Origin of the sequence: Trinickia sp. EG282A, from assembly GCF_040965455.1 — a bacterium.
Lineage (GTDB): Bacteria > Pseudomonadota > Gammaproteobacteria > Burkholderiales > Burkholderiaceae > Trinickia > Trinickia symbiotica.
Genome location: NZ_JBFRCC010000003.1, coordinates 942,708 through 965,381 on the forward strand (window position 1 = coordinate 942,708; position 22,674 = coordinate 965,381).

Annotated in this window: 12 protein-coding genes; 4 read left to right on the top strand and 8 right to left on the bottom strand. The window is 64.4% G+C overall.

What is annotated here, in order from left to right; translation table 11 throughout:
• The first annotated feature begins 641 nt into the window (after positions 1-641).
• The 4 genes from AB4Y31_RS18745 (at position 642) to AB4Y31_RS18760 (ending at position 6,946) form a co-directional block, all read left to right on the top strand.
• The gene (locus AB4Y31_RS18745) at positions 642-2,198 is read left to right on the top strand and encodes a cellulose biosynthesis cyclic di-GMP-binding regulatory protein BcsB (protein WP_368675192.1); all 1,557 of its coding nucleotides are present in this window, start codon (positions 642-644) and stop codon (positions 2,196-2,198) included.
• Positions 2,195-4,408 (top strand): hypothetical protein, encoded by a 2,214-nt coding sequence (locus AB4Y31_RS18750; protein ID WP_368675193.1) that lies wholly within the window; start codon positions 2,195-2,197, stop codon positions 4,406-4,408. Before AB4Y31_RS18745 ends, AB4Y31_RS18750 begins: the two co-directional genes overlap by 4 nt.
• Before the next feature lie 341 nt (positions 4,409-4,749).
• Positions 4,750-6,135 carry a cytochrome C gene (locus AB4Y31_RS18755; RefSeq protein WP_368675194.1) on the top strand — a complete coding sequence of 462 codons (1,386 nt, stop codon included), beginning with the start codon at positions 4,750-4,752 and terminating at the stop codon, positions 6,133-6,135.
• A gap of 130 nt (positions 6,136-6,265) precedes the next feature.
• Complete coding sequence (locus AB4Y31_RS18760; protein ID WP_368675195.1) at positions 6,266-6,946, top strand: cytochrome c; 681 nt, start codon at positions 6,266-6,268, stop codon at positions 6,944-6,946.
• Positions 6,947-7,144: 198 nt separating this feature from the next.
• Here AB4Y31_RS18760 and AB4Y31_RS18765 read toward each other — a convergent pair whose 3' ends face one another.
• From AB4Y31_RS18765 to AB4Y31_RS18800, 8 genes are all read right to left on the bottom strand, one after another.
• Positions 7,145-7,795, bottom strand: coding sequence for a lytic transglycosylase domain-containing protein (locus AB4Y31_RS18765; protein WP_368675196.1), 651 nt, complete (start codon positions 7,793-7,795; stop codon positions 7,145-7,147).
• Between the two features lie 35 nt (positions 7,796-7,830).
• Positions 7,831-8,466, bottom strand: coding sequence for an SCO family protein (locus AB4Y31_RS18770; protein ID WP_368675197.1), 636 nt, complete (start codon positions 8,464-8,466; stop codon positions 7,831-7,833).
• 248 nt (positions 8,467-8,714) lie between these two features.
• Entirely contained in the window at positions 8,715-10,298 is a 1,584-nt protein-coding gene (locus tag AB4Y31_RS18775; RefSeq protein ID WP_368675340.1) for a cytochrome C, read from the bottom strand.
• A 112-nt stretch (positions 10,299-10,410) separates the two neighbouring features.
• The gene (locus AB4Y31_RS18780; RefSeq protein ID WP_368675198.1) at positions 10,411-11,256 is read right to left on the bottom strand and encodes a hypothetical protein; all 846 of its coding nucleotides are present in this window, start codon (positions 11,254-11,256) and stop codon (positions 10,411-10,413) included.
• A gap of 16 nt (positions 11,257-11,272) precedes the next feature.
• On the bottom strand, positions 11,273-12,151 hold the full coding sequence (locus AB4Y31_RS18785; protein WP_368675199.1) for an outer membrane lipoprotein-sorting protein: 879 nt from the start codon (positions 12,149-12,151) through the stop codon (positions 11,273-11,275).
• A gap of 63 nt (positions 12,152-12,214) precedes the next feature.
• Positions 12,215-12,712: a hypothetical protein gene (locus AB4Y31_RS18790; protein WP_035468206.1), complete on the bottom strand. Its 498-nt coding sequence runs from the start codon at positions 12,710-12,712 to the stop codon at positions 12,215-12,217.
• Between the two features lie 62 nt (positions 12,713-12,774).
• Positions 12,775-20,994: an Ig-like domain-containing protein gene (locus AB4Y31_RS18795; RefSeq protein ID WP_368675200.1), complete on the bottom strand. Its 8,220-nt coding sequence runs from the start codon at positions 20,992-20,994 to the stop codon at positions 12,775-12,777.
• Between the two features lie 21 nt (positions 20,995-21,015).
• A complete protein-coding gene (locus AB4Y31_RS18800) occupies positions 21,016-22,671 on the bottom strand; it encodes a multicopper oxidase domain-containing protein (protein ID WP_368675201.1) in 1,656 nt (551 codons plus the stop codon).
• Between the last annotated feature and the right edge of the window lie 3 nt (positions 22,672-22,674).

The following is a 22,674-nucleotide window of genomic DNA, read 5'->3' on the forward strand; positions in this document are numbered from 1 at the left end:
ATTTCAGGTCACTCCGAAAGGGGAAAAAAGCGACGTCGACTTCATCAGCGATTTTCGATTGCCGTTCTATGCCATTTTCGCCGGCTCGCTTGTCGGCCTCATATGGGGCGGCGTTCGCCTGGCGCTCGAGCCGGAATCGCGCGCGATCCTGGTGGCAGCCGTCGCATGGATCGGCTTCAACCTCTTTTTGAGCTTCGGCGCGCTCGGCGCCCTCTTCGAAAAAGCGCAGCGCCGCGTGCGACCGCGCATCGTGATGGGAGACCCGGTTACGCTCGTCGGTCCGTTCGGCGAACGGGAAGCGGTGCTTGTCGATGCCAACGAACTCGGACTGCGCATACGCTTGCACGAGCCGTTCTCGCTCGAGCGCTTCGCGCTCAGGTTCGGCGACCGACTGCTCAACGCGCGCGTCATCAGCACCGTCGATGGTGCGCGAGGAGAATACGTCGGCCTCTATACGCCGCAATCGGCCGAGGAGGAGCGCGCCGCCGTCGTGCTGGCCTACGGCGACAGCGAACGATGGTTGCGCCAGTGGAAGCAGCGGGAGGCGCCGGCGAACTTCCTCAGGTCCTTCATCGGCATGCTTGCCCTCTCCGCGAAGGGCGCCCATGCGCATGCTCGGCATGTTGGCCGAAAGGTCTTCCATGGCTAACCGATGGGCCCACGCCGCCGCCGCGTGCTTGCTGTGCGTGGTCGCGGCGTCCGCCCTCGGACAGACGGCGACGCGGCCATTCTCGGCGCTTCGAGCCACCGGCGGCGCCGCTGCCGCCGGCCATGCGCTCATCGTCGAACTCGCGCCCCGCGAAGCGCTGAGCGGCGTGCGCCTCCACTTGGTGCCTGCCGAACCGCCGCCCGCGGATTCGAAGTACGTCGTTTGGGTCAATGGCGCTCCTGCCGCCGATGCCGATGCCGCCCCCGATGCCGGCGCGACCGACAAGACGCTGGCTCTCCCGCCGCAAGTCTTCGTGCCCGGGATCAACAGCATCCAGGTGGCCCTCGTGCCGCGCACGGCGCCGGTAAGCGGCGCCGATGCGAGCACGCGCGCGGCCCCGACGAACGACATTCGATCCTCGATTACCCTCGATTTCGCTGGCCTTCGCCCGAACGCCGCGCCCACGCTGGCGCAGCTGCCGCTTGCATTCGACGGACGCTCGTGGCTGGCGCGCACCGTCACGGTCGACCTGGGGCGGGGCGCAATATCGCCTGAGCGGCTGGGGGCGGCCGTACTCGCCGTCGAAGGCATCGCAGCGCGTATGCGAGAGGTCGATGTCGCCGTCCAGTATCGCAGCGACAGGAAGCTGATCGACTGGCCTCGCGACCCGGCTTCGTGGGGCTTGGAGCAAGAAGACGAGGACGGGGCGGACATGCTGCTCGTCGGCACGCGCAGCGCACTCTCCGACTTGCTGCCCGAATCGGTCGCGCGCACCATCAGCGGCCCGTTCCTTGGCATCTATCCAGCTCGCGCCGGCAAGTCGGTCATCGTCGTTCTTTCCGGGAACACGGACGCCGACTGTCTTCGAGCGGCGCAGGCGTTCGCGGATACGACCGCATCGCTTCCGGCTCGTTCCGCGATGACAATCGATAGCACGACGACCCTTCAAACGCCGGCAACGCGCATGGCGATCACGCTGGCCGAGGCCAACCCCGCGCTGATGCGAGCAGCGCTCAATTTCGCCGCGCTGCACGCCCGCGCAACCGGCGCCACCGCCGACGTCGCGATCGATTTCTCCGCCGACGCGAGCCAGGCAAACTATTTCTTCGGTCAAGACTCCGCGTTGTCGCCGCGGCTACGGCGCTTCTTGCCCGCCTATCCGCCACTGCAACCCGGTCAGGTTGTGTCGGTTCCCGGCCGCAACGGCCTCGCACCGCGCATCGCGCTGCTCGGGATCTCGGATGCCGCCGTGAGCCGCGCGGTCGACATGCTGCGCCGGCCGGCCGTTTGGTCGCTGTTCACGCAACGCGCCACGCTCTTCGATACGCGTGCCGACTCCGCGATCCCGCTCGCGGTCGCGCGGCGCTCGCCCATCGCGGAAGTCCGGCTTTTCCTCGCCGATCCGGTGGTCTTCTGGTCGATTCTGACGGCACTGCTTTTCGCCTGCTTCGTCTTTCTCAATGCGGCGTTGAAAGCCCAGGTCGCCGAGCGGCTCGCGGCAGCGGGCAAGCCCCCCTTCCCCGATTCCAGGTCCGGGCGACAACCATGAAGAGCCTGCTCGCGCTCGCCGCTTTCGGCGCTCTCCTTTCCGCGCAAAACGCCGCGGGGGAGCAATCGTCACCTGCGTCGCCCCGGGCGCCGCAGGCGTCGCGCCAATCGGTATCGGCCCAAGGCGCGTGGGGCGACGCGCCAGCAGCGCAGAATTCCGTCAAGCTCGCGGAGCCCGCCGCCGGCGTCGGGACGCACGGTAATGTCGATCACAAGCGCAGGGCAACGACGACGGGTCGGACGCGCGCCTACGTCGCACCGGCGGCCAAATCGCGAGCCTCCGCCGCACCGACGGCTGAATCGCCCAGCTGCGCGGACCTGCCGGCGAAGTGGGATCGCGCGCAGCGCTTGGCCGCGACGGGCCATCCCGAGCAGGCTTACGCGAGCTACCTCCAGCTCCTGCATACCTGCCCCGTCGGGCCCGAGCTCGAGGGCACCGCATGGAAAGCGGCCAACGCGCTTCCGGCGGCATACGTCGATCGCCTGCTCGCCGACCCTGCGTTCGACATGCCGGCATTGCACAAGATCCGCACCGACATCGAACTGCAGCGCATGTACGCGGCCAATACGGCAGGCCGCTATGAAGACGCCCTCGGCTACTCGCGCGCGCTGCGAGCCGATCGCTCCGTCACGCTCGACGCCGCCGCGCTCGAGACATCCGGCTGGCTCGAGGAGAAAGCAGACGACGACGCAACGGCGGAGCGCCTTTTCCGCGAGGCGCTGAAAGGCGCGGAGGACCCGGCGCCGGCGCACTTCGGCCTCGCTCTGGCGCTGATGCATCAAGGCCGACTCGAAGAAGCGGAAGCCGAATCGCGCGCCTTGACGACACCGGAGGGCCGGCGCCTGCACGCGGAAATCGCGCTCCAGCGTGCGAAAGCGTCGGGCAATCCCGCCGAGGTCGATGCCGCGCTGAAACTCATCGACGAAACGGGCGGGGCACGCGATGCCGCGACGCGCTCGATGATCGGCTGGGCCATGTTGGCGAGCAAACGCCCGATGCAAGCCGAGGACATTTTCCGCACGCTGCACCGCGAAGCGCCGCAGAACGACGAGTACGCGCAAGGCCTGGCATTCTCGTCCGCCGCCGCCCACGACTATGCGGCGCTCGATGCGCTCGTCGCCGAAAACGGTTCGCGCACGCCGGTCGCCGCCCGCCAGATGCTTGCCGAGCACGACGAGCGCCTTGGTCTCGACGCTCGAGCCCGCTCGCTCGCGGGACACTCGATCGAGGGGCATGAAGCGGCGCTGCAGTCGCTTTTCTCGCTGGACCGAAAATCCGGGACGCCGGGGCGGGACAAGCTGACCGTCTGGACGATCCCGCAGTTGTCCGCTGTACTTTTGCCGACCCCTTCGCTCTCATTGCGCCTCGACGCCACGGTCATGCGGCTCGATGATGGCGAACGCCGTGCTTGGGGCAAGCTCTTTGCCGCCGCGGCGCGGACCGACTGGAACGAAGGCGAGCTCGTCGCCGGGGCGGCGATCGAGATGCCGGGCCGCGGCCCGACTCAGGTACTCGGCAAGATTCAATACCAGCGCGTCGCTCAGAACGAGCAATCGTTCGTGCGCATCACCGCCATGCGCGACAGCATCTACGATTCGCTGCGCGCATACGAAGGCAGCCTGTCGGGATCGGGCCCGGCCGTCTCGTCTTCGCTCGAAGTGGCCGCGCGGGAACCGATCGGTCGGACGGCATGGTACGTCGGCGAAACGCTGGGAGGCGGTACGGTCACGGCGACGAATACCGCATTCAACCCGTTCTACGCGGCAAGTCTCGCGCTCACGCGAGACTTCTCGGTAAAAGGATGGAGCTGGCTCAATGCCGGACCGGAAATTCGGCTCAGCTCATACCGATACGACGCCAATCGATTCGACGGGCCCTATGCGGGCTATTGGAGTCCGAAATCGAATCGCGAAGCCGGACTCGTTTTCAACGCCCAAACCGCCGAGGATCATCGATTCCTTTTCAAAACCGGGGGCCGCATCGGCTACGCCACGCGCGAGCTCTTCACGGGCCGCGCTTCGGGCGCGTTCGGCGAAGATACGACGACGCTCGCCATCCTCGTGGCGCCGAATCTCATTGTCGGGGGTGGCATAGGCTATCGGGCGTCGCCGGGCTATCAAGACATGAGCGTGTTCGCCTGGCTGAAGATCCCATTGGACGCCCGATCGCATCTTCGAGCCGCCGATCTCGTCATGCCACGCGGCTTTTGAGCGGATCGGGCCCCGATCGGTCCGCCCCATGCTCGAAGGTGGCGCGCGGTGCTCAGGGTCAGCCCCACCGGTCCACATACCGGGACTTTCGAGCATCTTTCCTACTCGAGCAGTAGGACCCTGCCCCATACGCTCGCTTCCCACGCATCAGCACAATACGAACAAGACGAGAGCATTCGAGCATCGATCGGAATAACCGCGATGTCTCGACCGTTCTAGCTTGCGGCGAGCATCGTTTCGTTCCCGCTCATCGTCTTCGGATGCAACAGAAGCACGCGGCGTGATGGCGTTGCAGTGATGATCGCAACGAGCGGATCCCGACGTTGGAGGGGGGGTGGGTCATGGCCACGGTCTTCGCGGGCTCGCACGCGTTTCATCGTCTGATGCACTACGTTACGCTCGCCAGTCTCGCGATGCTTTGCCTCTGGCAGGCCATTCCCGCCCACGCGCTGCCGATTTTCGCGCGCCAGACGGGACAAAACTGCGTCGCCTGCCACGCGGGCGGCCAGTTCCCCGAGCTCACGCCGTACGGCCGTATGTTCAAGCTGACGGGCTATACGGCCGGCGAGCGCACGATTCCGCTTGCGTTCATGGGGACGGCGGACTTTACCAAAACGCGCAACAACAAAGACGTCAATGGGAATCCGATCTCGCCCAAGGACGGAAATTTCGTCTGGGACGCCGCCAGCATCTTTCTCGGCGGCAAGATCACCGACAAGATCGGCGCGTTCGCGCAATACACCTACACCAACTACGATCACCAGAACGGCGACGGCAAGTGGATCGGACATTGGGGCTCGGACAACACCGACTTCCGGTTCGCCGACCGGTTCATCGGCGCGGCGAACGACGTCATCCTCGGCTTGACCGTACACAACAATCCGACCGTGCAGGATGTCTGGAATACGGCGCCCGCGTGGAGCTACCCGTATATTTCGTCACCGGTCAGCAACGTCGCGTCTCCGCAGTTCCTTCCGCTGATCGAAGGAGGGCTCGCGCAGCAAGTGGTGGGCACGGGCGCCTATCTTTACTGGAACAAGCTGCTCTATGCCGAGCTGACCGCATACAGTACAGCGGACGGCATCTGGTCGTTTCTCAGCAAAGGCAACAAGCCGGGCGATCCGAACCACCCGCAGACCTACCTGCGCGGCTACAACCCGTACTGGCGTCTCGCCTTGACCCATGAATGGGGCCCGCACAACGTCATGTTCGGCACGTTTGGCCTCATCGCCAACGTCTATCCGAACGACGGCGACTCGATCCCGATCTTCGCGCAAGGCGTCACGCGCTATCGCGACGTCGGAGTGGACGCGCAATATCAGTACCTGCTCGAGCCGCATACGATCACCGCGCAGGCGCGGTACATCAAGGAGAACGTCGGCGATGCGCAGAACTTCGTGTTCGGCGATAGTCAGTCGGCCAATCTCGGGTCCTTGCGCCTCAAGGCCTCCTACATCTACCAGGCGAAGTATGGCGTGAGCCTGTCCTTCTTCAATGTGACCGGCAGCGCCGACAGCGTGGCCTACGCCAGCAGCGCGAACCTCCACCCGAACACTCAAGGCTGGATGCCGGAACTATTCTGGATTCCTTATCAGTACGTGCGGATCGGCGTGCAGTACACGCATTTCACGAAATACCTCGGATCGAAGGCGAATTACGACGGCACCGGACGCAACGCGTCAGACAACGACACGCTGTTTTTCTACCTATGGGCCGCTATTTGGTGATGAGGCGTGGACGATACCCGTCGGGTGTCGCGATCGGATGTGCCGACGCTCTCGCGCGACGAACGAATGCCGGCGAGAACGGAAGCGTCGAATGCAAGCGCGACGCGCAATGCGTCGGGGAGTCGAAGACATGAAAGCCTGGGCGCAAGTCATATCGTTGGCGATGCTGATCGGCGGCTCGGGCTGTCATGATCTGGAGCGTTCGCGCGATGTCGGCGACGCGTCGGTCCCCGGCAAGACGATCGCGTTGCAGGTCTGCTCGAACTGCCACGGCCTGAAGGGCGTCTCCGTCTCGCCCGCTTTTCCGAAGCTCGCCGGCCAGCCGCGCGAATACCTCGTCGCGCAGCTGACGGACTTCAAGACGCATGCTCGCTCGGACCCGAACGCGAAGCGATTCATGTGGGGCTTCACGCATTTGACCGATGCGCAGATCGGCGACATCGCCACCTATTTCTCGAGTCAACCGGCTGTCGTCGGCGAGCCCGCCGACTCGGCGCTCATGAATGCGGGCCGGGAGATTTACCTTTCGGGACTGCCCGCGAAGGGCGTCGCGGCATGTGTCGCCTGTCACGGCCAGCATGGCGAAGGCCTGGATAAATTCCCCCGGCTCGGCGGGCAGCATGCCGACTACGTGTTCAAGCAATTGCGAGTCTTTCAAGGCACGACCGACAGGCCGCGCGGCGAGCTCATGAAAGCGGTATGCGCAAACATGTCCGACGATGACATGCGGGCCGTGGCCGCCTTCGTCGAGGCGTTTCCAGCGGATGGCGTCGCGCCGATGCAGGAAGCAAAATCAGCCGCGGCTCAATGAGCGGCTCGAACCTCACTCCGTCATGCACGTCTACCTCGAACTCATCGGTTTCTTGGCGCCTCGTCCCCCGGCGGGCGCTCTTTTTATACTGACGGCCGGCATTGCCGTGCCGTCGTTGCGGGCGCTTGCGGCCAGCCGCTATCGCGGCGATCTCGCACGCGCCGATAGCGTCCTACCGCTGAAGCGGGATCGAGTCCATCAAAGGCCCGCGATCAAGCGCCGATAGCGCGCCATGACCGCGGGCACGTACGCTTTCGTCTCGGGGTTCGTCGGGATTCGATAGCCGGCTCTGATGACGGACTGCTCACCGGCGTTGTAGGCGGCGACGGCGAGCTCGACATTGTCGTCGAACAGGTCGAGCAATGCGCGAAGGTACTGGGCGCCCGCCAGGACATTGACGCGCGGATCGAAGAGATTGCCTGCCGCAAAGCGCTTCGCCGTCTCCGGCATGAGCTGCATCAGGCCGCGCGCGCCGCGCTTCGAAACCGCGAGCGGATTGAACTTCGATTCGACGGCGATGACGGCCCGCAGCAACTCGGGACGCACGTTCCACCTGCGACCGGCTTCCGCGATGATTTCGGCGAATCGCGACGTATCGACGTCATCGTTCCCGCCGCCCTCTCCCGGTGCTGTCCCCGATGCCACGGCGGCGTTGCCGTCCGGCACGCCGGGCGGGCCCGCGACGATGACCTTCAAGCCCGTTTCGCTCGTTTCTTTCGGGATGTTGGTCAGCACCACGAGCCCGCTTGGGCGGACGGCGCCAAACACCTGCGCGCACGACGCAGCCGGCCAGGCGAGCGACACGACCAGCGACGCGACGGCTCCGGCGCTTGCGGTCGGCAAGAACATTTCGCGCCTCGCATTGCCGCCGATCGGCCTCGATGTCAATTCGACGCGACGAGTTGCCGATACGAGCGCAGCAGCTCGTCAGCCGTTGCGAAGCCGTCGACGCGCAACCACGGCTGGCCCGGCGCTGCTCGCACGAAGACGACCGGATTGTGGTCCATCTTGTCGTCTCGATAGACGTTGAAGGCCTTCTGCGCCGCGATGGTGGCATCGACGGTGCCCGTGTAGTACTGCCATTCGGGCCCCGCGCCGAACTTCGCCGCATATTCGCGCAGGCGCGCCGGGGTGTCGTTCTCGGGATCGATCGTGATCGAGACGAGATGAACGTGGGAGAGCTGGGGTCCGAGCTTGTCCTGCAATTGCTCGAACGTCTGCGAGATGACGGGGCAGATCGATGTGCAGGTGGTGTAAATGAACGTCATGACGACTGCACGACCGTCGTCGAGCTCGCTCTTCAGGTCGATCGGGCGCCCGTCGGCACGCACGAGCGTGATCGGCGGCACGTTGTACGCGACGCTCGAAGTTTTCACATCGCGCGTCATTTCATGATGCATATGCATCATCTGCCCGTCGGCGTCTTGGTGCGCAATGGCCAATGGAATGGCCGCGCAAGCAGCGGCAGCGGCGGCGGCCACGACGGCCGCACGGGCCGCCACCTTTCTGAATGTGTTCATGGTTCGGACTCCTCAATAGCTCGCCAAGCGGCCGGTCAGAACTCCGATCGTTCGTCGGGAGTCCTGAAGTTTTTCGACACCGACCCACCCTTCCATTGTCGGCAGGGGCGCGTCGGCGCGGCATGGGGTACCTTCCCCATCGATGCATGGGGTCGACCATCGCAGCGGATGGCGGGTTGGAACGGTACTCAGCCGCGGCCGTGGCTGACCCGATCGTGCTGCCCGCCGCGGCGTGCGCTAAGGCACAGCTAAGGCACGAGCCAATTGCCGTCGGCGACAATGCGCGTTCCACGCGGGTCCGCAAATCGCACGAAATATCCGCCCTTCGATGCGAAGCGCTGCCCCGGCGCAAGGGTCAGCCTCGGGTAGTAACCCGTCACGAGGCGATGCTCGAGCATGTCCTCGATCCGCTCGACGAGGTAGTCGCGCACGAATGCATCGGTCATGTGGCTCAACGTCTCGGCGAGGATCCCGCATGCCAGGTACGTGTCCGCTTGCACCTGCAGATCGACGACGGGAATATGCCGTATCGAGAACCAGCCGAGCGCGAAATCGAGCCGCCAGCGGCGCTTTTCCGGCAGATCGAACGGATAAGCCATTTCCGTCACCGATCTCCAGCCGGCGGGCAAAGGCGCATTCTCGAGGCCGGCCATGAGGCCCGAGATGAAGACGGTGCGCGCACGCGGGCGATCGCCGAGCCGCGCGATATCGGCGGGACGCAGCCAGAGCACGAGCGCGTCGTCGCTGGTGGTTGCGCGCAGCGCCGCTGCAACGGACTCGGCGGGCCCGAGCGCATGGCTCGTCACGTCGATGCCTTCGCGCCGCAACGCCGTCGCGAGCGCTTGTGCACCCGCTTCGCCGTTGTCTCCGGCGCGATAAAGCTGGACGACGCGTTCGAACCGATGGCCACCCTGAGCGCCGGCGATCCTCTTTGCCATGAGGTCGGCCTCGAGCCGAACGCCGCGTGAAAAGAAGACCGGATAGAAATTCGCCCCGCTATCGCCAGGTACCTCGACGTTCGGAAACAAACACGGCACCTCGGCTTCCTCGCAGAACGCCTGCACCGGCGCCCAGTTCTTTCCGCCGATGCCTGATACGATCGCGAACACGGGCTCGGCCGCCATGTGCTGCTCAAGTTGAGCCTTCCAAGTCGAAGCAGGTCCTGTCAGCGTCCAGACATGCAGCGCCCAGCGCCGGTTGACCATGAACATCATCTTGCGCGACGTGCGCAGCGGCGGCGTGGCACCCAACGGAAACGCGTTTTTGTCCTCGAAGTAATGCTTCATGACGTCCAGCATGCCGTCACGCTTCACCGGGTCGGCATCGGGCGTCACGACCGTCGCGAAATGGAGGACCGTGTCCTCGACGCCGGGCACGCGATGATGGTCGAGCCGCTTCAGATAGCCGATGAGCGACGCCATATCGGCATCGTTCAGCTCGAAGCGGGGCATCAGATAACTCAATGCGTGTCCCTGCGAATCGATTCCGTCGCGAACCGCCCGCGCGATGGTCGCATCCGTGTACGGATCGCGGTCGAATCGCATCGTCTCGACGAAAGGAATGTCGAGGTCTTGGACCGTTTGCGCCCGCGGATGCAACAGGTATCGGCCCGTGATCGGCGGAATCGACGTAAGCCCCGACTTCGAACCGAAGCCGCTCCGCCGATGGCAATTCATGCATGCCGCCGCAGCGCCTTCAACGTGCATGCCGCCTTCGCGTACCGCTTCGAGCGGCGCGCCTGAAGGGAGTCGGCCTTCGCGGAATATGGCTTGTCCCGGATCTTCTATCGGCCGTGGCCGCATGATGGAGAACGCGCCGGCCTTGTCCGCCATGCCTGACGCACTTGCCGCGATTCCCATGAGCGGCAGCAGCGCAATGGCCATCGAGACGATGAAGCCGATCCAGGCATGCGCCGCGCGCGCGAGCCGCTCGGTCTCCATTTGACTAGCGGCCCGGCGCGCTGCCCGGCAGCGCAGGAACCGCACCGACAGGGGGCAATTCGATCGAATGGTTGCGCGGTGAAGCAACGAGCGGACGCGCGAACATCTTGTCGTCAATCATCGGATTGACTTCGACCTTTTCAATCGTAAGTCGGTCCGCCGGCGGCGCGGAAGCGGGGCCGCTTTCAATCACCACGGGAAGCTTCACGCCCTCGACGGTGCGGTACTCCCGGTAGTAGACATCAACGGGCGAACCGGATCCGAGCGGTGTGTGGCTCTCGTGCTCGGACTTGACCTCGAGAAACGAGCTCGCGTCGACCCAGACGCGCGGCGTCGCGCCGGAAGGTAGGCGCAGCTCGAGCCGGTAAGCCTTGTGCCCTTCAATCTCGTCCACGCCGCCGAGCTTCACTTGAATGCCCTTTTCCGCGTGGTCGATGAGTGGCCCGTCGATGACCTGCTCGTCGTGCGCGAACCGGAGCTCCTGTGCATCGTAGGGCTGCATGCTGCCCTCTTCGCCGCGCCGCATTGGCCGCAGCTTCCATCCGTGAGTCCCGTCGAAGACGCGCAACGCCATCCGGTTCATCGACACGATTTCGAAGCGTGTCTTGTTGGGCCGCTTCATGGCGAGCACGAATCGAGCCGGCATGCCGCCGTTGCTCGTGTCCACGCGCCCGATCCAGACCATCGTATCGATCTTGCGCCACGCATCCGCGCCGCCGCGTGCCGACGCGTTCTTTGCGACGATCTGCTCCACGCCGAGGCTCGCCGAGCCCCCTTCGTCGGAACCCGCACACGCCGCCACCGTCACCGATAAGGCGAGCGCCACCCCCAAGAGTGGGATTCGTTTCATGATCGCGCTCCCCGCACTAGTGCGTTTGCGCGGCGGCCTTCGCCATCGCCAGCGTAGGCTTGGCGAAGAGGGCGTCGTCGACGGCCGCATTCACCGCTACATGCTCGATCGTCATCTTGTGCGTTTGCTTGACGCCCTGCACCGCTGTCTCGATGACATGCGGCACCTTGAGGCCTCCTTCGTTCCGGTAGTCGCGAAGGAAGACAAAGACGGGATGTATCCTGCCGTCGAGCTTGCGTGGATCGCCCTCGACCTTAAGCTGCAGAAAGCTCGTCGCATCGACCCACATCATTCGCTGCGTACCGTCCTTTAACGTGAGCTTGAGCTTGTACGCACCATGGCCTTCGACTTTTTCGGTGCCCGCAAGCGCGATCTTGGTGCCTTTTTGCGCGTGGTCAACGAGCAAGCCGTCGAGCTCCGAGGCTTCTGCCGCCTGCTTGACCTCGGCCGGCGTGTAAGGATCGACTTCATCGCGGCCAAGGAAAGGTCGCACTTTCCATCCTTCGGCACCGTCATAGACTTGAAACGCAGTCTGGCCGTCGAAGCGCACCTCGAAGCGGCTCTTCTTCGGCCGCTTCATCGTCATCGTGAACGGCAACGTCACGTTATGCTTGCCGCCGACCTCGATCTGCCCGGACATCACCATCGTGTTGGCCGCGCGCCAGGCCTGCAATCCGCCACTTGCGGCGATGCTTCGCTCGACGATCTGCTCCGCGCCGAGCGAAGGCAACGAGATCGCCTGCCCGGATTTATCCGCAGCCGCTGGCTTCACCGCCTTCGCCACCTTCGCCACCTTCGTCGATGCCGCGGCAGCCGCCGTCGCTGTCGTCGCCGAAAGCGTCGTGGCCGCGACACAGCCCACGAGCCCGATCTCAAGCCATAGTAATCGCGTCATGATCGCATCCCCCTCCATGCTTTACCTGCTTCTCGTCCGAACCGATTGCTCGCGCTCGAACGCTCATTGGACCATCAAGCCGTCGACGTGATATGTGCCGACGATCACACTTACGCGATCCCCGGCCTTCACGAGATTGCCTTTGTTCGAAAACACCATCCAATAGGCCTTGCCGACTTCGGCCTCGCCCGTCTGCCGCAACGGGCCGATTTGCTCCATTTCCGGCACGTGCAGCAGCGCGTGAGTGCGCGGCGCGAACAAATACGGCGTGGCGTGTCGATCGACGAGCAGTTTTGCGGCCGACGCGTCCACCACCCGATAGCTGAAGCGAACCAGATTGCCAGATGCCGTCAGCTGCACGTGCGGCTCGGCGATTCCCCCGGACGCTGCATAGAACTCCAGTGCCCGGGCGGTCGCCCTTGCCGGGAAATAGGGGGACTCTTTCTTCGCCGCTATCGAAGCGCTCGGCGGCGCTGCAGCCTTCGCGCCCCCGATTGCGACACAGAACGCGGCGAATCCCCAGATCACGGCGACAGCCGCGAAATCGGCACACTCACGCATCGACCTCCGGCGGCGCTCGTCCCTACCGCCGCCGGAGCCTGCTTCCGTTCGCGAGGCCGATGTCATCGCGGCGTCCCCGTGAAGCTCACGCCATGCGAGCGGGCGAGCCCGACCGCGCCGTTCTGGCTATCGCCGACGGGAAGCGGAAGGAACGGCGTGCCCGCGAGCAGGCCCCCCAGCGTCGGCGTGCTGACGTACTCCACCGCTCCGATGTCGACCTGCCCGTTTTTCCGCGGCGTGCGCGGATTGCCGAAGAAGTCATAGGCCGGAGCGCCTTGCGCCGTCGCGCTGCCGATCGCAGGCGAATTCGACTGGATCGCATAGTTGCCGAGCGGCACGTTGTACCCCGGCCGGCCTGCCACGAGCGCCTCGTTGAAAAGCGAGATAGGCCCATACTGCAGATTGATCCAGTTGTTGCCTTCATCGGGCGTGGCCGACGGCTGCAGGCTGAACAGCGGGTTCGGCAGCACGGCATCGGCGATGCCCGGCGGCACCTGAATGCCGTTCCCGCCCGCCTCCGGCGGCATGCGCGAACCGTTGCAGTATTGGCTGACCACCGCCGGATTGCCTCCGACGTTGTTCTGGCCCGTGTAGTCGGTCGCGTCCGTCAGGATCGAGTACGTCGGACTCAGCGTGAAGCCCGAGCCGTGATTGCTTGCCGCCGTGTCGCCGGCCACGCCGATGTCCCAGTACACCGCGCCCGCCGGGCAGTAGCCCGTCGGATGCCCGGCCTGGTTCAGCGTCGGGTTCAGCGTCACGATGTTCTGCAAGCCTTGGATACCGGCGTTGAGTCCTCCCACGGTGATATGGAACGTACGGTTTTGCCAGAAGATGTTATTCGCGATCACGGGGCTCGAGACCTGCGTGCAATTCGACACGCCCGCCGGGCAGGCCCCGCTCGCACCGGCGAAGGCCGTGACGAGGTTCGCCGTGTGGGGCGCCGTCTCCAGTCCCGCGGGCTGGTTCGTCGACGTCGTGATCGGCTGGCACGTCGTTTCGCCACCGACGGTGGTGCAGTTCGGTGGCCCGACGTTGGCCTGGGTCGCGCCATCGGTGTTGAACAGCACACCCGAGGAGGCCGTGGCATCGTTCGAGACGACCGTGTTGTTGATGAACGATACGTTCACGGCATCTTGCAGCGACACGCCACCGCCAGCCCAACCCGCGACGTTGTCGCCGATGATGTTGTTCGTCACTTTGACCGAGTACCACTTGCTCGGATCGCTCGGGCTGCGCTGCACGTCGGTGCCGTTGATCAACTGCAGCCTCAGCCCGCCGCCCTTGCCGCTTTCAGCCGTATTGCCGATCAGCAGGTTGCTGTCGATGACGAGCCCCGGCCCGGCACCATCGGTGAGTTGCGGCGCGCAGTCGACGTCGACGGTCGAGTTCTCGCAGAAGGTCCCGTCCGGCGGCACGCCCATCGCGACGATCCCGCCCCCGTAGGTCGGCAAGGTCGGGTTGTTGCTCTGGTTGAAGAGCACCCAATTGTGCGAAATGTCGCCGTTGTAGCTGAAGCCGAAGTGCGCGAGACCTCCACCATCGCCGCTGCTGATGTTGCCGCAGACCCAGTTGTAGTTGAAGTGGTAGTAGTCGGCGCCCGTGCAGAACGTCACGCCGCCCGCCGATGCCGGCGTGGTCGAATTGATCTCGTCGCCATACGCAGCGTTCGATGTCACCGAATTGTGATGGACATTGACGTTCTGGTTGTAGCCGAATGGAACCTCCGTCACGCCGTCCGCGGCAATCGTCGCGTCGGGCACCTCGACTTGGCCGATCGTGATGCCGCCGGTGAGCGTCCCCGCGTTGGCCTGCACGCGGTTGTTGGCGACTTGCATGTTGTGGTTCCATCCGTGCAGGAAGATCCCGCCACCGCCCTGCGAGCTGTTCGAAAACGTCATGCCGTCGATGCTCGAAGGATTGCAAAGGAAGTTGCTCGGGTAGGTGCTGCAATCGGCCGCGCTATTCGTGAGCGGCGTGCAGATACCGTTCGCCGTGCAGTTCGGATCGGGTTGCAGCGCGCCGTTGACAGGCACGTCGCGCACCCCCTTCGCGAGCACCGTGATGCCGGCCCCTTCGTAGGCGCCCATCAACGTCGGCTCCATCAGCAACTCGGCGAGGTCACCATTCAACGTCGAATCCCAGCCGACGATCGGCTCGAACGGAATCGGATCGACCTGGCGCTGCATCGCCGCCGGGCAGCTATAGTCGCCGCTCGGGTCGTACGGATTCGTCGAAGAGATCATCGCGCCGTTGAGTGCGACACCGAAGAGGCACGCCGTCTGCCTGCGCCACGGATCCATCTTGCCCGACGGGTGCGTGTTCGCATTCACGACGACGGAAGGCGCACCGACACCCTGTAGCCGCACGGGCTTCCACATCAGCAGCATCTCCTGATAGTTGCCGGGGCCGACGATGACCATGTCGCCGGGGCTCGCGTTGTCGAGCGCGGCTTGGATCGCGTTGTTCGTCGCGTTCTCGCCGTTCACGTAGGTCGGCGTCTTGCCGCCGATGGTGACCGTCACCGCGTCGATCGATTGCTTGCCGTTCGCCGCCGTGATCACGAGCTCCCCGCAAAGTGCCTGCGGCGTGCCCGCGGGCAACCCGAGCTGCGGCACGGTGCAGCTCGATTGCGCCGCCGTGAGCGCGGGCACCTGCACCTTGATCTGCGTATCGCTCCACGACACGATCGTCGCTGCCTGCCCGCCGATCGTCACTTTGCTGCCGGTTCCGCGAGTGCCGAAGCCATAGTGCCGTTTGATGAACTTCTCGTTGAACGGCGCCGTCGTCGCCTGAGGCCCGGTGTAGCCGTTGTTGGGCACTTGCTGATCGCCGAGCGCATTGATCGTCACGGTATTGCCGGCAGCGCTCACCCAAGGTCCGCTCCCTCCGCCGGGCAGGCTGTCTCCCGTCACCGTCGATACGGCCGGCGTGGCGTCGGGATAGGCGCAATCGGGCGGATTGTAGCCATCCGCGAAGGCCTGCACGGGGACGACGGGCGTGTCCATGTATTGCGTTTGCCCGGGCATGAACGGGATCTCGTAGCAGAACTGGCTGTATCCGGGGTTGTAAAGCGGATCGCGAATTGTCTTGCCCGGATGGGCCGGATCAGGCATATCGGGATCGTTCATGCAGGCCACCATCATCGTCGGCGCATAGCCCGTCGGATTCGGCGGGTTGACCTCCCACGTCGAATAAGTGAGTCCGTTAAAGATGCCCCACTGGTCGGAATAGACGCGCTCGATCTCGTTGCCCGCGAAATCCTTGATCGAGACAGGAACGTTCGGCACCGCAAATTTCTCGCCGAACTGCGGCGAGTACGGATCGAATTCGGACGAGAAGTCGTCGAGCATGAAACCCGTGTAATGCGAGGAGACGTGCGTCGAGCTGAACAGATAGAACTTCGCTTCGGCCGTTATCTGATCGGTCAGCGTGATCTCCTTGCGATCGCAGAGGTGGCGCGACGCGCCCGCGAACGGCGAGACTTCCTGCGCCTCGGGGAAGAGGCTCAGGTAGTCGGGAACGATGCGCAGCTCGCCGACGCAAGGCCAATACGTTTCGGTCGTGCCCGTATCGCCTTCCTCGCGTGGGTACGTAACCGATCCGAGATTGGTCGTCGGGTTCTGTGCGTTGTTCTTGTTGTAGGCGCTGTTCACCGCGGCTTGGTCGGGCAGGATGAAAATGTTCGACAAGGCAGCGAACTCCTGCGTCACCGGGGCGATGAAGTTGTCGCCGATGAGAATATTCTTGTCCTCCTCTTTCATCAGCTCGTAGCCGGGCGGTACGATCACCTCCACTACGTACTTTCCGGCCGGCAGCATCCACGTCCCGTCGCCGGTCGGATTCCTGACGCAAATCTTGCAGTTCGTGCCGATCGGCAGCCCGGTCGACGGATTGCGTGCCGTCACGCTCGGGAACTGGTACATCCCGTCGTACGGCGCCGGCTGCAGTTGGTTGAACACGTGCATGCCGTCATAGCACTTGAACTGCGAGTTGTGCGGTAACGGATGATTCGGATTGAGCGTCGTCGGCGAGTTCTTCAACGTGAAGAAGAACGGATCGTTCGTCTCCTGACCCGGGCAGTTCATGTTCGGCACGCCGTTCAACCGGAAGCCCTGCGCCCAATCGTCCCAGCTCGAGCTCTGCGTCGTATCCACGAGCTTGAGGCTCGCGGTGCCATCCTCGGCTGTGCCCTCCTGATACAGATTGACCGTCACGTGCGGGATATTCGGTATCCACCTTGCATGGACCGTCAGCGTCGGGTCGTCGAACGCGCGCGTCGACGCGTAGACCACCTCGCCGCGAATGCCGCCGTTCTCTCCGGTCGCAAAGGGCTTCTTGCCGAACTCGATGAAGCCGGCCTGACCCGAGAATCCCTGCCAGCCCTCCGTCGTCACCCACGGCGGATCGATGCGTCCCGTCGAGGGGTTCGACGTGCTGCTGCCGGGACCGTTGGCGATGGAAAAGCCGTTGCAATCGGCGTTGTCGCAGTAGACGGCGCCGGGCACTCGCAGGTTGGTCGGCAAATGAGCCGTCGACGATTCCTTAGTATTCGCAAGATTCGCGGCGATCGTCGATGTGCCGCCGCCGGGCGTGCCGTCGGGTGGCCCACCGGCGTCGTAGACGACATGCACGCCGGTCTGCTTGTAGCGTGTCGTATCAGTCTCGGCGACATACCAGTTGAAGAGCGGGAATACCTCGTTGAACGACATGTAGCCGTTCATGTCGGTGACGCCCAGGTTCGAGTAGCTGCCATCGCGGAACCGAATGTTCATCGGCACCATCGCCAGGCCCGGATCGGAATCGTGCGAGACGCCGTCTCCGGCCAGGTCGAGGAATGTCCTCGTGTAAAGGTTCGTTTGCCACTGCAGCACCGCGATGTCGCCGACGTTGAGCGTCTGTCCCGGCTGCAGCGTGAATGCGCTCGCGAGCCCATCCACAATCTGATCGTTCCATTGATCGAAGACCGTGACTCGCCACGTCCCCGCAGGCAGCCCGCTGAAGCTGAACGTGCCGTCCTCGTTGCACTTCGTGAAAGCGATGTCGTCGCCGTCAGTTGAGCCGAGACTCACATAGCACTGCGTAAAGCTGAGTGGCTTGCGCGATTGGCTGCCGTAGAGGTTCTCGTTGGGCGGCCGGCTGTAGTGAAGATTCGTGACGCGTCCCGTCACGCCGCTCGTGCAAGTCGTGCCCGCGCATACGCCGGGCAGTCGATCGTTGATGATCTTCGGATTCGCAAAGCCGATCGAAACGTGGAAGCCCGCGGGGCCGAACTCCTGGAAGTAGGCGGGACCGCCGATCTTGATGAATGAGTCGTGCGCCTTCTGACCGTCGAGCGTGTTCGTCTGCAGCCACTGCTCGCCGCGCGCGATGCGATCCGCGGCCGGTGTCGCGACGATGCCGTAGCGCCCAGGCATCAGGTTCGCGATCACCGCCTGGCCTGCGAGCGGCGACGGGGTCTTGCCGTCGGACTCGTAGTTCGGGCAGGTCGGGATCATGCCGACGATGCCGTCGCTCGCGGCTGAGATCGGACATGCGTTGAGCCCTGTCGTCGGATCGATCGTGCCCTGCAGCGAGTTCGACAACGGCATGTTGAACATGTCGTAGGTCATCTGTCCGGTCGCGTCACCCGTGCCGCCCGCATCGTCCCACAACTTGATTTCGAAGCCGCCGAGGCCGGGCTCGCGAGCGGTGCCGAAGTTGTCACTGCCGCCGTGAACGTCGACTTCACCGTTGAGCGGCGAATCGTCCTCGAATACGAACACTGAGACTTTGGCCGTCTGGAACGGCGTCTGCTGCAGTACGACGCTGACGCCCTTCTGCCCCGCCGCGATCGGCGCGCCGCCCATCCCATGCCCGCACTTGCCGGTGCCCGGGGCGAAATCGGCACCGCTTGGGCCAGAGGGGCAATCGAGCGCGATGCTGAATTGCCGCGTCGGTCCGCTCGGATTGTTCGGGTCGACGGGTACCGGTGCACCGGCGCCTGACGCGAACGGATTGCCGGCGTCACCGGGCAAAATCGAGATGTAGTAGCGCTTCCTCGGGTCCAGCACGACCTGACTCGGGTTCGCCGGCGTCTGCTGCGCCGCCGTCGTGCGACACACGCCGTCGCCTATGTCACAGACCGCGGGCACGTGCGCGTTGCTCGTCGGATCGAAGACTGTCTGCCCATACTCGCACGCATACTGGCCGACACATCCGGACGCCACGACCGGCATATAACTCGTGTGGAAGTTCGTGCCGAGGCTCGGCACCGGCAACGGCGGGCAGGTTGCCGGCCGGTTCCGGCTATTGACCTGGCAAGCCGGGTCGATATAGAACGTGCGATCCTCTTCGATGATCCAGCGATAGTCAGTAATCGGCGTGCCCGTGTTCGCATCTTGCACGGCCACCTGCAAGCCGCTGCCCGCATGGAACGTCACCGTGACGGTCTCGGCCTCGCTCGCCGTATTCTGCGAATTGACGGCCTTGTAGTGGAACCGCACCGTCGACGTGGAAGTCCCCGTCGGCACGGTGGCGGGTATCGCGGTGAACGAGCCGTCCGCATTCAACGTCACGGTACCGCCCTGCGCCGTGCCGGACATGACGGCCGTCATCGGCAAGCCCAAAGGATCGCTCGAATAGGCAAGCACGCCTGGCGATGACAGATGGAACGTCGAAGCGATGCTGCTCGTATAACTTTGGTCGCTTGCGCGCGGCGGGCGGCCGAGGCAGCCGTTGGCGGTCGTGCAGGCGGTCAGCGTGACGGTGGCCGTGATCGCGGCGTTGCCGTTCGCCTGGTAGACGAAGCTGTCCGACGTCGTGCCCGCATTCGGCACGTAGGTGAACGTCCCATCGGAATTCAGCGTCACCGTGCCGCCCTTCGCTTGGGTCAGCAACGTGACGCCGTAGATGCCGGTGTTGCTCCCGATGACGCCTTTCATCGGGTCCGAGACCGTCAGCGGCGTGTTCATGTCGAAATAGTAGTGACCGGCCTTCGCGACGGCCGTATCGCCGCCCGTCGTCGCGGTCGGTACAGCGCCACCGTTGACGCTGACATAGGCCTGCATTCCGCCGTCGCGCTGATTGTTCGTCGACAGGCTCAGCTCACGGTCGAAGACAGGCAACGCTGCCGCGCCCGTGACCGGTGCATTCATCATCACGTCGTACGTCTTGCCTGCAGGCAGAAACACTTCATTCTGAATCTTCGGAAGGCCGGGAAGCACGTTGCCGTCTTCGGCGATCAACGCAAAACCCGGGGTCGGCGCGCTGCCCGCCGGCAAACCCGCCACGGTCTGCGCACCAACGACGGACGGTACGTGCATGCGCAACCCGGCGTTGACGAAGCGCAGCATCACTTGCCCTGTTCCCGCGGGGGCCGCTGCCGAAAACTGCGAGCGGACCGCATTGGTCCGGTCGAAGGACACGCCGTTGATCAGGTAGTAGCGCGGGTCGTAGTTGACGACGGGCGGATAGCAGGTGCCGTACGTGCTCGATGTCGGATCGCCGCACTGCCCCGGCTGACCGGACCATACCTTCGTCTCGCTGAAGCCGTTCGTGACCACGGCCTTCGCGACCGCCGCGTTTTGCACCGGGTCGATTTCGCTCAAGAGCAAGGGGACATCAGCGTCATAGTTGACGCCCGGATAAGCCTGCGCCTGCGTCGTTCCGTTGGCGGGCGTGCGAACGACGAGCACGCCATAGAGCCCCATGGGTCCTTGGATTGACGGATGCGTGCCCGATTCGATCAGATAAGTGCCGGGCCGCAGGTTGTTCCATGTCAGCGCGGTCGTCGAACCGTTTGACACTTCGGTCGAAAACGACTGCACGCGCGGCCCTTGCGCCGGCGGTGTGAATTTCGCGGCCGTGGCGCTCGTCGCGCTGCCCGCGATCGGCCAGGTCGCGACCTGCGGCGGATGCGCGGGGCTCGGCGTCGACGTGGCGGTCGCTCCGAGTCCGCCGCCGAGTTGACCGATGATCGAGAGTGACGTCGGAACCTGCCCGGGCAGGCTGTTGGTGAGATTGATCGTCAACGGGCCGGGCGGGACGCTAATGACGACGGGCGACCATCCTGTCCCGGCATTGGCGTTCGACGCCGCGCAAGTAGCGGGTGCCGTCACCGTGCCGCAGACGTAGCCCCACATCGGCACGCTCTGACCGTCGGGAAGATTGGCCGTCGAGGCCTTCACCGTCAAGTTGACGCTTTGCGCAAGCGCCATCCCACTCGTGAACGCGAGTATAGAAGCCGCTACTGCCGCCGTCCTGGCGAGACCCATGATCGGTGCTTTAAGCACATCGGTTCTCATTGCGGTTCCCCTTGTCTCTCTCTAGTTCGACTCGTTGATCGTGAAAGCTTGCGGATCGACGAGCATCATCATCATCATTCCGCCTGGGAAGATGTTGTTGGTCGTGATCTCGCGCTCATTGTGCGAATGCCACATGTAGGCGAAGCCCGCTTCCGTCGTCGGCGGATTCACGATCAGCCCGCTCGGCGGCGTCGTGCCCGTCGCACCCACCGCGCGAATCAGCGCGTCGGGCCCGAGGTAGGCGCTGCCGGAATACCAGGCGCCGTTAGCGAAGATGTTCGGATCGGGCAACGTCACGGGACCTCCGCTCGCGACGGTGCCGAACGGATGCGCTTCCAGCGGCTTGTCGTGATCGGCGCACCACTCGAAGTAATTCGGCGCGAGAGGATCGGCTGTGTAATAGCCGTTCGCATCGGGAGTACAGACGACGCTCTTGCCGTTGTAGCTCGTATGCAGTGTGTCCGTGGGACGGACGTTGTAGACGCTGCCGGGGCCCGACGTCGTATTGCCGTAGACGTCCCAGTTCAGGCCCTTGCCGGTCCAGTAGAAGATGCCGTCCATCGCGATGCCCGGCGTCGTCGTCGTCGTGAAGAGCAGTGGCCCTGCAAGCTTCGTCGGATCGGTCGCGGCGAGCAGCAGATTGCCGTCGCGCGCGAGGATGCGTACGTGATTGCCATGCTCGTGGAACGGGTGCTGCCATCGCCCGGTGCCGATGATCCGCAACAAGACGAGTTCGCCGGGATGCATGTGCGGGTTTCCGTTATAGGGCTGGTGCGGATACGCCGGCGCATAGTTAGCATCCATGTCGTCCGGCATGGAGCGGCCGTTGATCATGAAGTACGCAGGGTGATAGGGCTCGGTCTGGATGTTCATGCAACCTGTCGGCTGCGTGCAGGCGACGTTCGCTTGCTGTTCGGCCTGCAGATGAATACGCGGGTCGATCTCCGAGAACTGGAAGAGATACTCACGGTCGTAACAAGTTTCGCTATGGTTGTACGCCGCCGCCGCGTCACGGTAGTCAGGCTGCCCGTCAGGCAGCGTGGCGCTCACGGCCCGGCATCCGGCGGGCACGACAGCCGTTCCACCGCTTGCCGGCAGTACGACGAGCGCACCGTACAATCCCATCTCGACTTGCAGATCGCCCTGCGTGCCGCTGTAATATGCGTGCGTGCCCGCCGTCGTGGCGACGAAGCTGTACGTGACGGTTCCGCCATGCACTGCCTCGCGCGTGAGCAGCCCTGGCACTCCGGTCAGCGCAGCCGGACACGTACCGTCCGTATTCAGCTTGGCGGCGCACACCTGAAAGCCCGGAAACAGCATCGACGTATTCCCGGCGGCTGCGGGCAGATTGTTCGTCAGCGTGATCGTCACGACGTCGCCCTGTTTCACGATCAACGTCGGCCCCGGAACCTGCATGCTCTGGCAGTTGGCGCCGTCGAGCTGATTCGCGCTCGGCAAGAAGTTCACCGTCGTGCGCGGATTGCAGCCGTAGCCCCACGAGTAGATGCTTTGCCCGTCGGGCTGATTCACGCGGTTCTGTTCCGCTGTCAGATCGAACGTCGGGCCCGCGACGCCGGGAACGGCGGCGCGCACGGCCATCGAAAACAGCATGCCGACGAAGATCGCGACGAATCGCGCGAGCCTCGCGTTCCATGTCTTCCATGTAATGTGGCTCACGGC

Bases quoted from the DNA above. Each gene is read 5' to 3' on its own strand.
- AB4Y31_RS18745 (WP_368675192.1), top strand. From the start codon at position 642: ATGGCTAACCGATGGGCCCACGCCGCCGCCGCGTGCTTGCTGTGCGTG.
- AB4Y31_RS18750 (WP_368675193.1), top strand. From the start codon at position 2,195: ATGAAGAGCCTGCTCGCGCTCGCCGCTTTCGGCGCTCTCCTTTCCGCG.
- AB4Y31_RS18755 (WP_368675194.1), top strand. From the start codon at position 4,750: ATGGCCACGGTCTTCGCGGGCTCGCACGCGTTTCATCGTCTGATGCAC.
- AB4Y31_RS18760 (WP_368675195.1), top strand. From the start codon at position 6,266: ATGAAAGCCTGGGCGCAAGTCATATCGTTGGCGATGCTGATCGGCGGC.
- AB4Y31_RS18765 (WP_368675196.1), bottom strand. From the start codon at position 7,795: ATGTTCTTGCCGACCGCAAGCGCCGGAGCCGTCGCGTCGCTGGTCGTG.
- AB4Y31_RS18770 (WP_368675197.1), bottom strand. From the start codon at position 8,466: ATGAACACATTCAGAAAGGTGGCGGCCCGTGCGGCCGTCGTGGCCGCC.
- AB4Y31_RS18775 (WP_368675340.1), bottom strand. From the start codon at position 10,298: ATGGCGGACAAGGCCGGCGCGTTCTCCATCATGCGGCCACGGCCGATA.
- AB4Y31_RS18780 (WP_368675198.1), bottom strand. From the start codon at position 11,256: ATGAAACGAATCCCACTCTTGGGGGTGGCGCTCGCCTTATCGGTGACG.
- AB4Y31_RS18785 (WP_368675199.1), bottom strand. From the start codon at position 12,151: ATGACGCGATTACTATGGCTTGAGATCGGGCTCGTGGGCTGTGTCGCG.
- AB4Y31_RS18790 (WP_035468206.1), bottom strand. From the start codon at position 12,712: ATGCGTGAGTGTGCCGATTTCGCGGCTGTCGCCGTGATCTGGGGATTC.
- AB4Y31_RS18795 (WP_368675200.1), bottom strand. From the start codon at position 20,994: ATGAGAACCGATGTGCTTAAAGCACCGATCATGGGTCTCGCCAGGACG.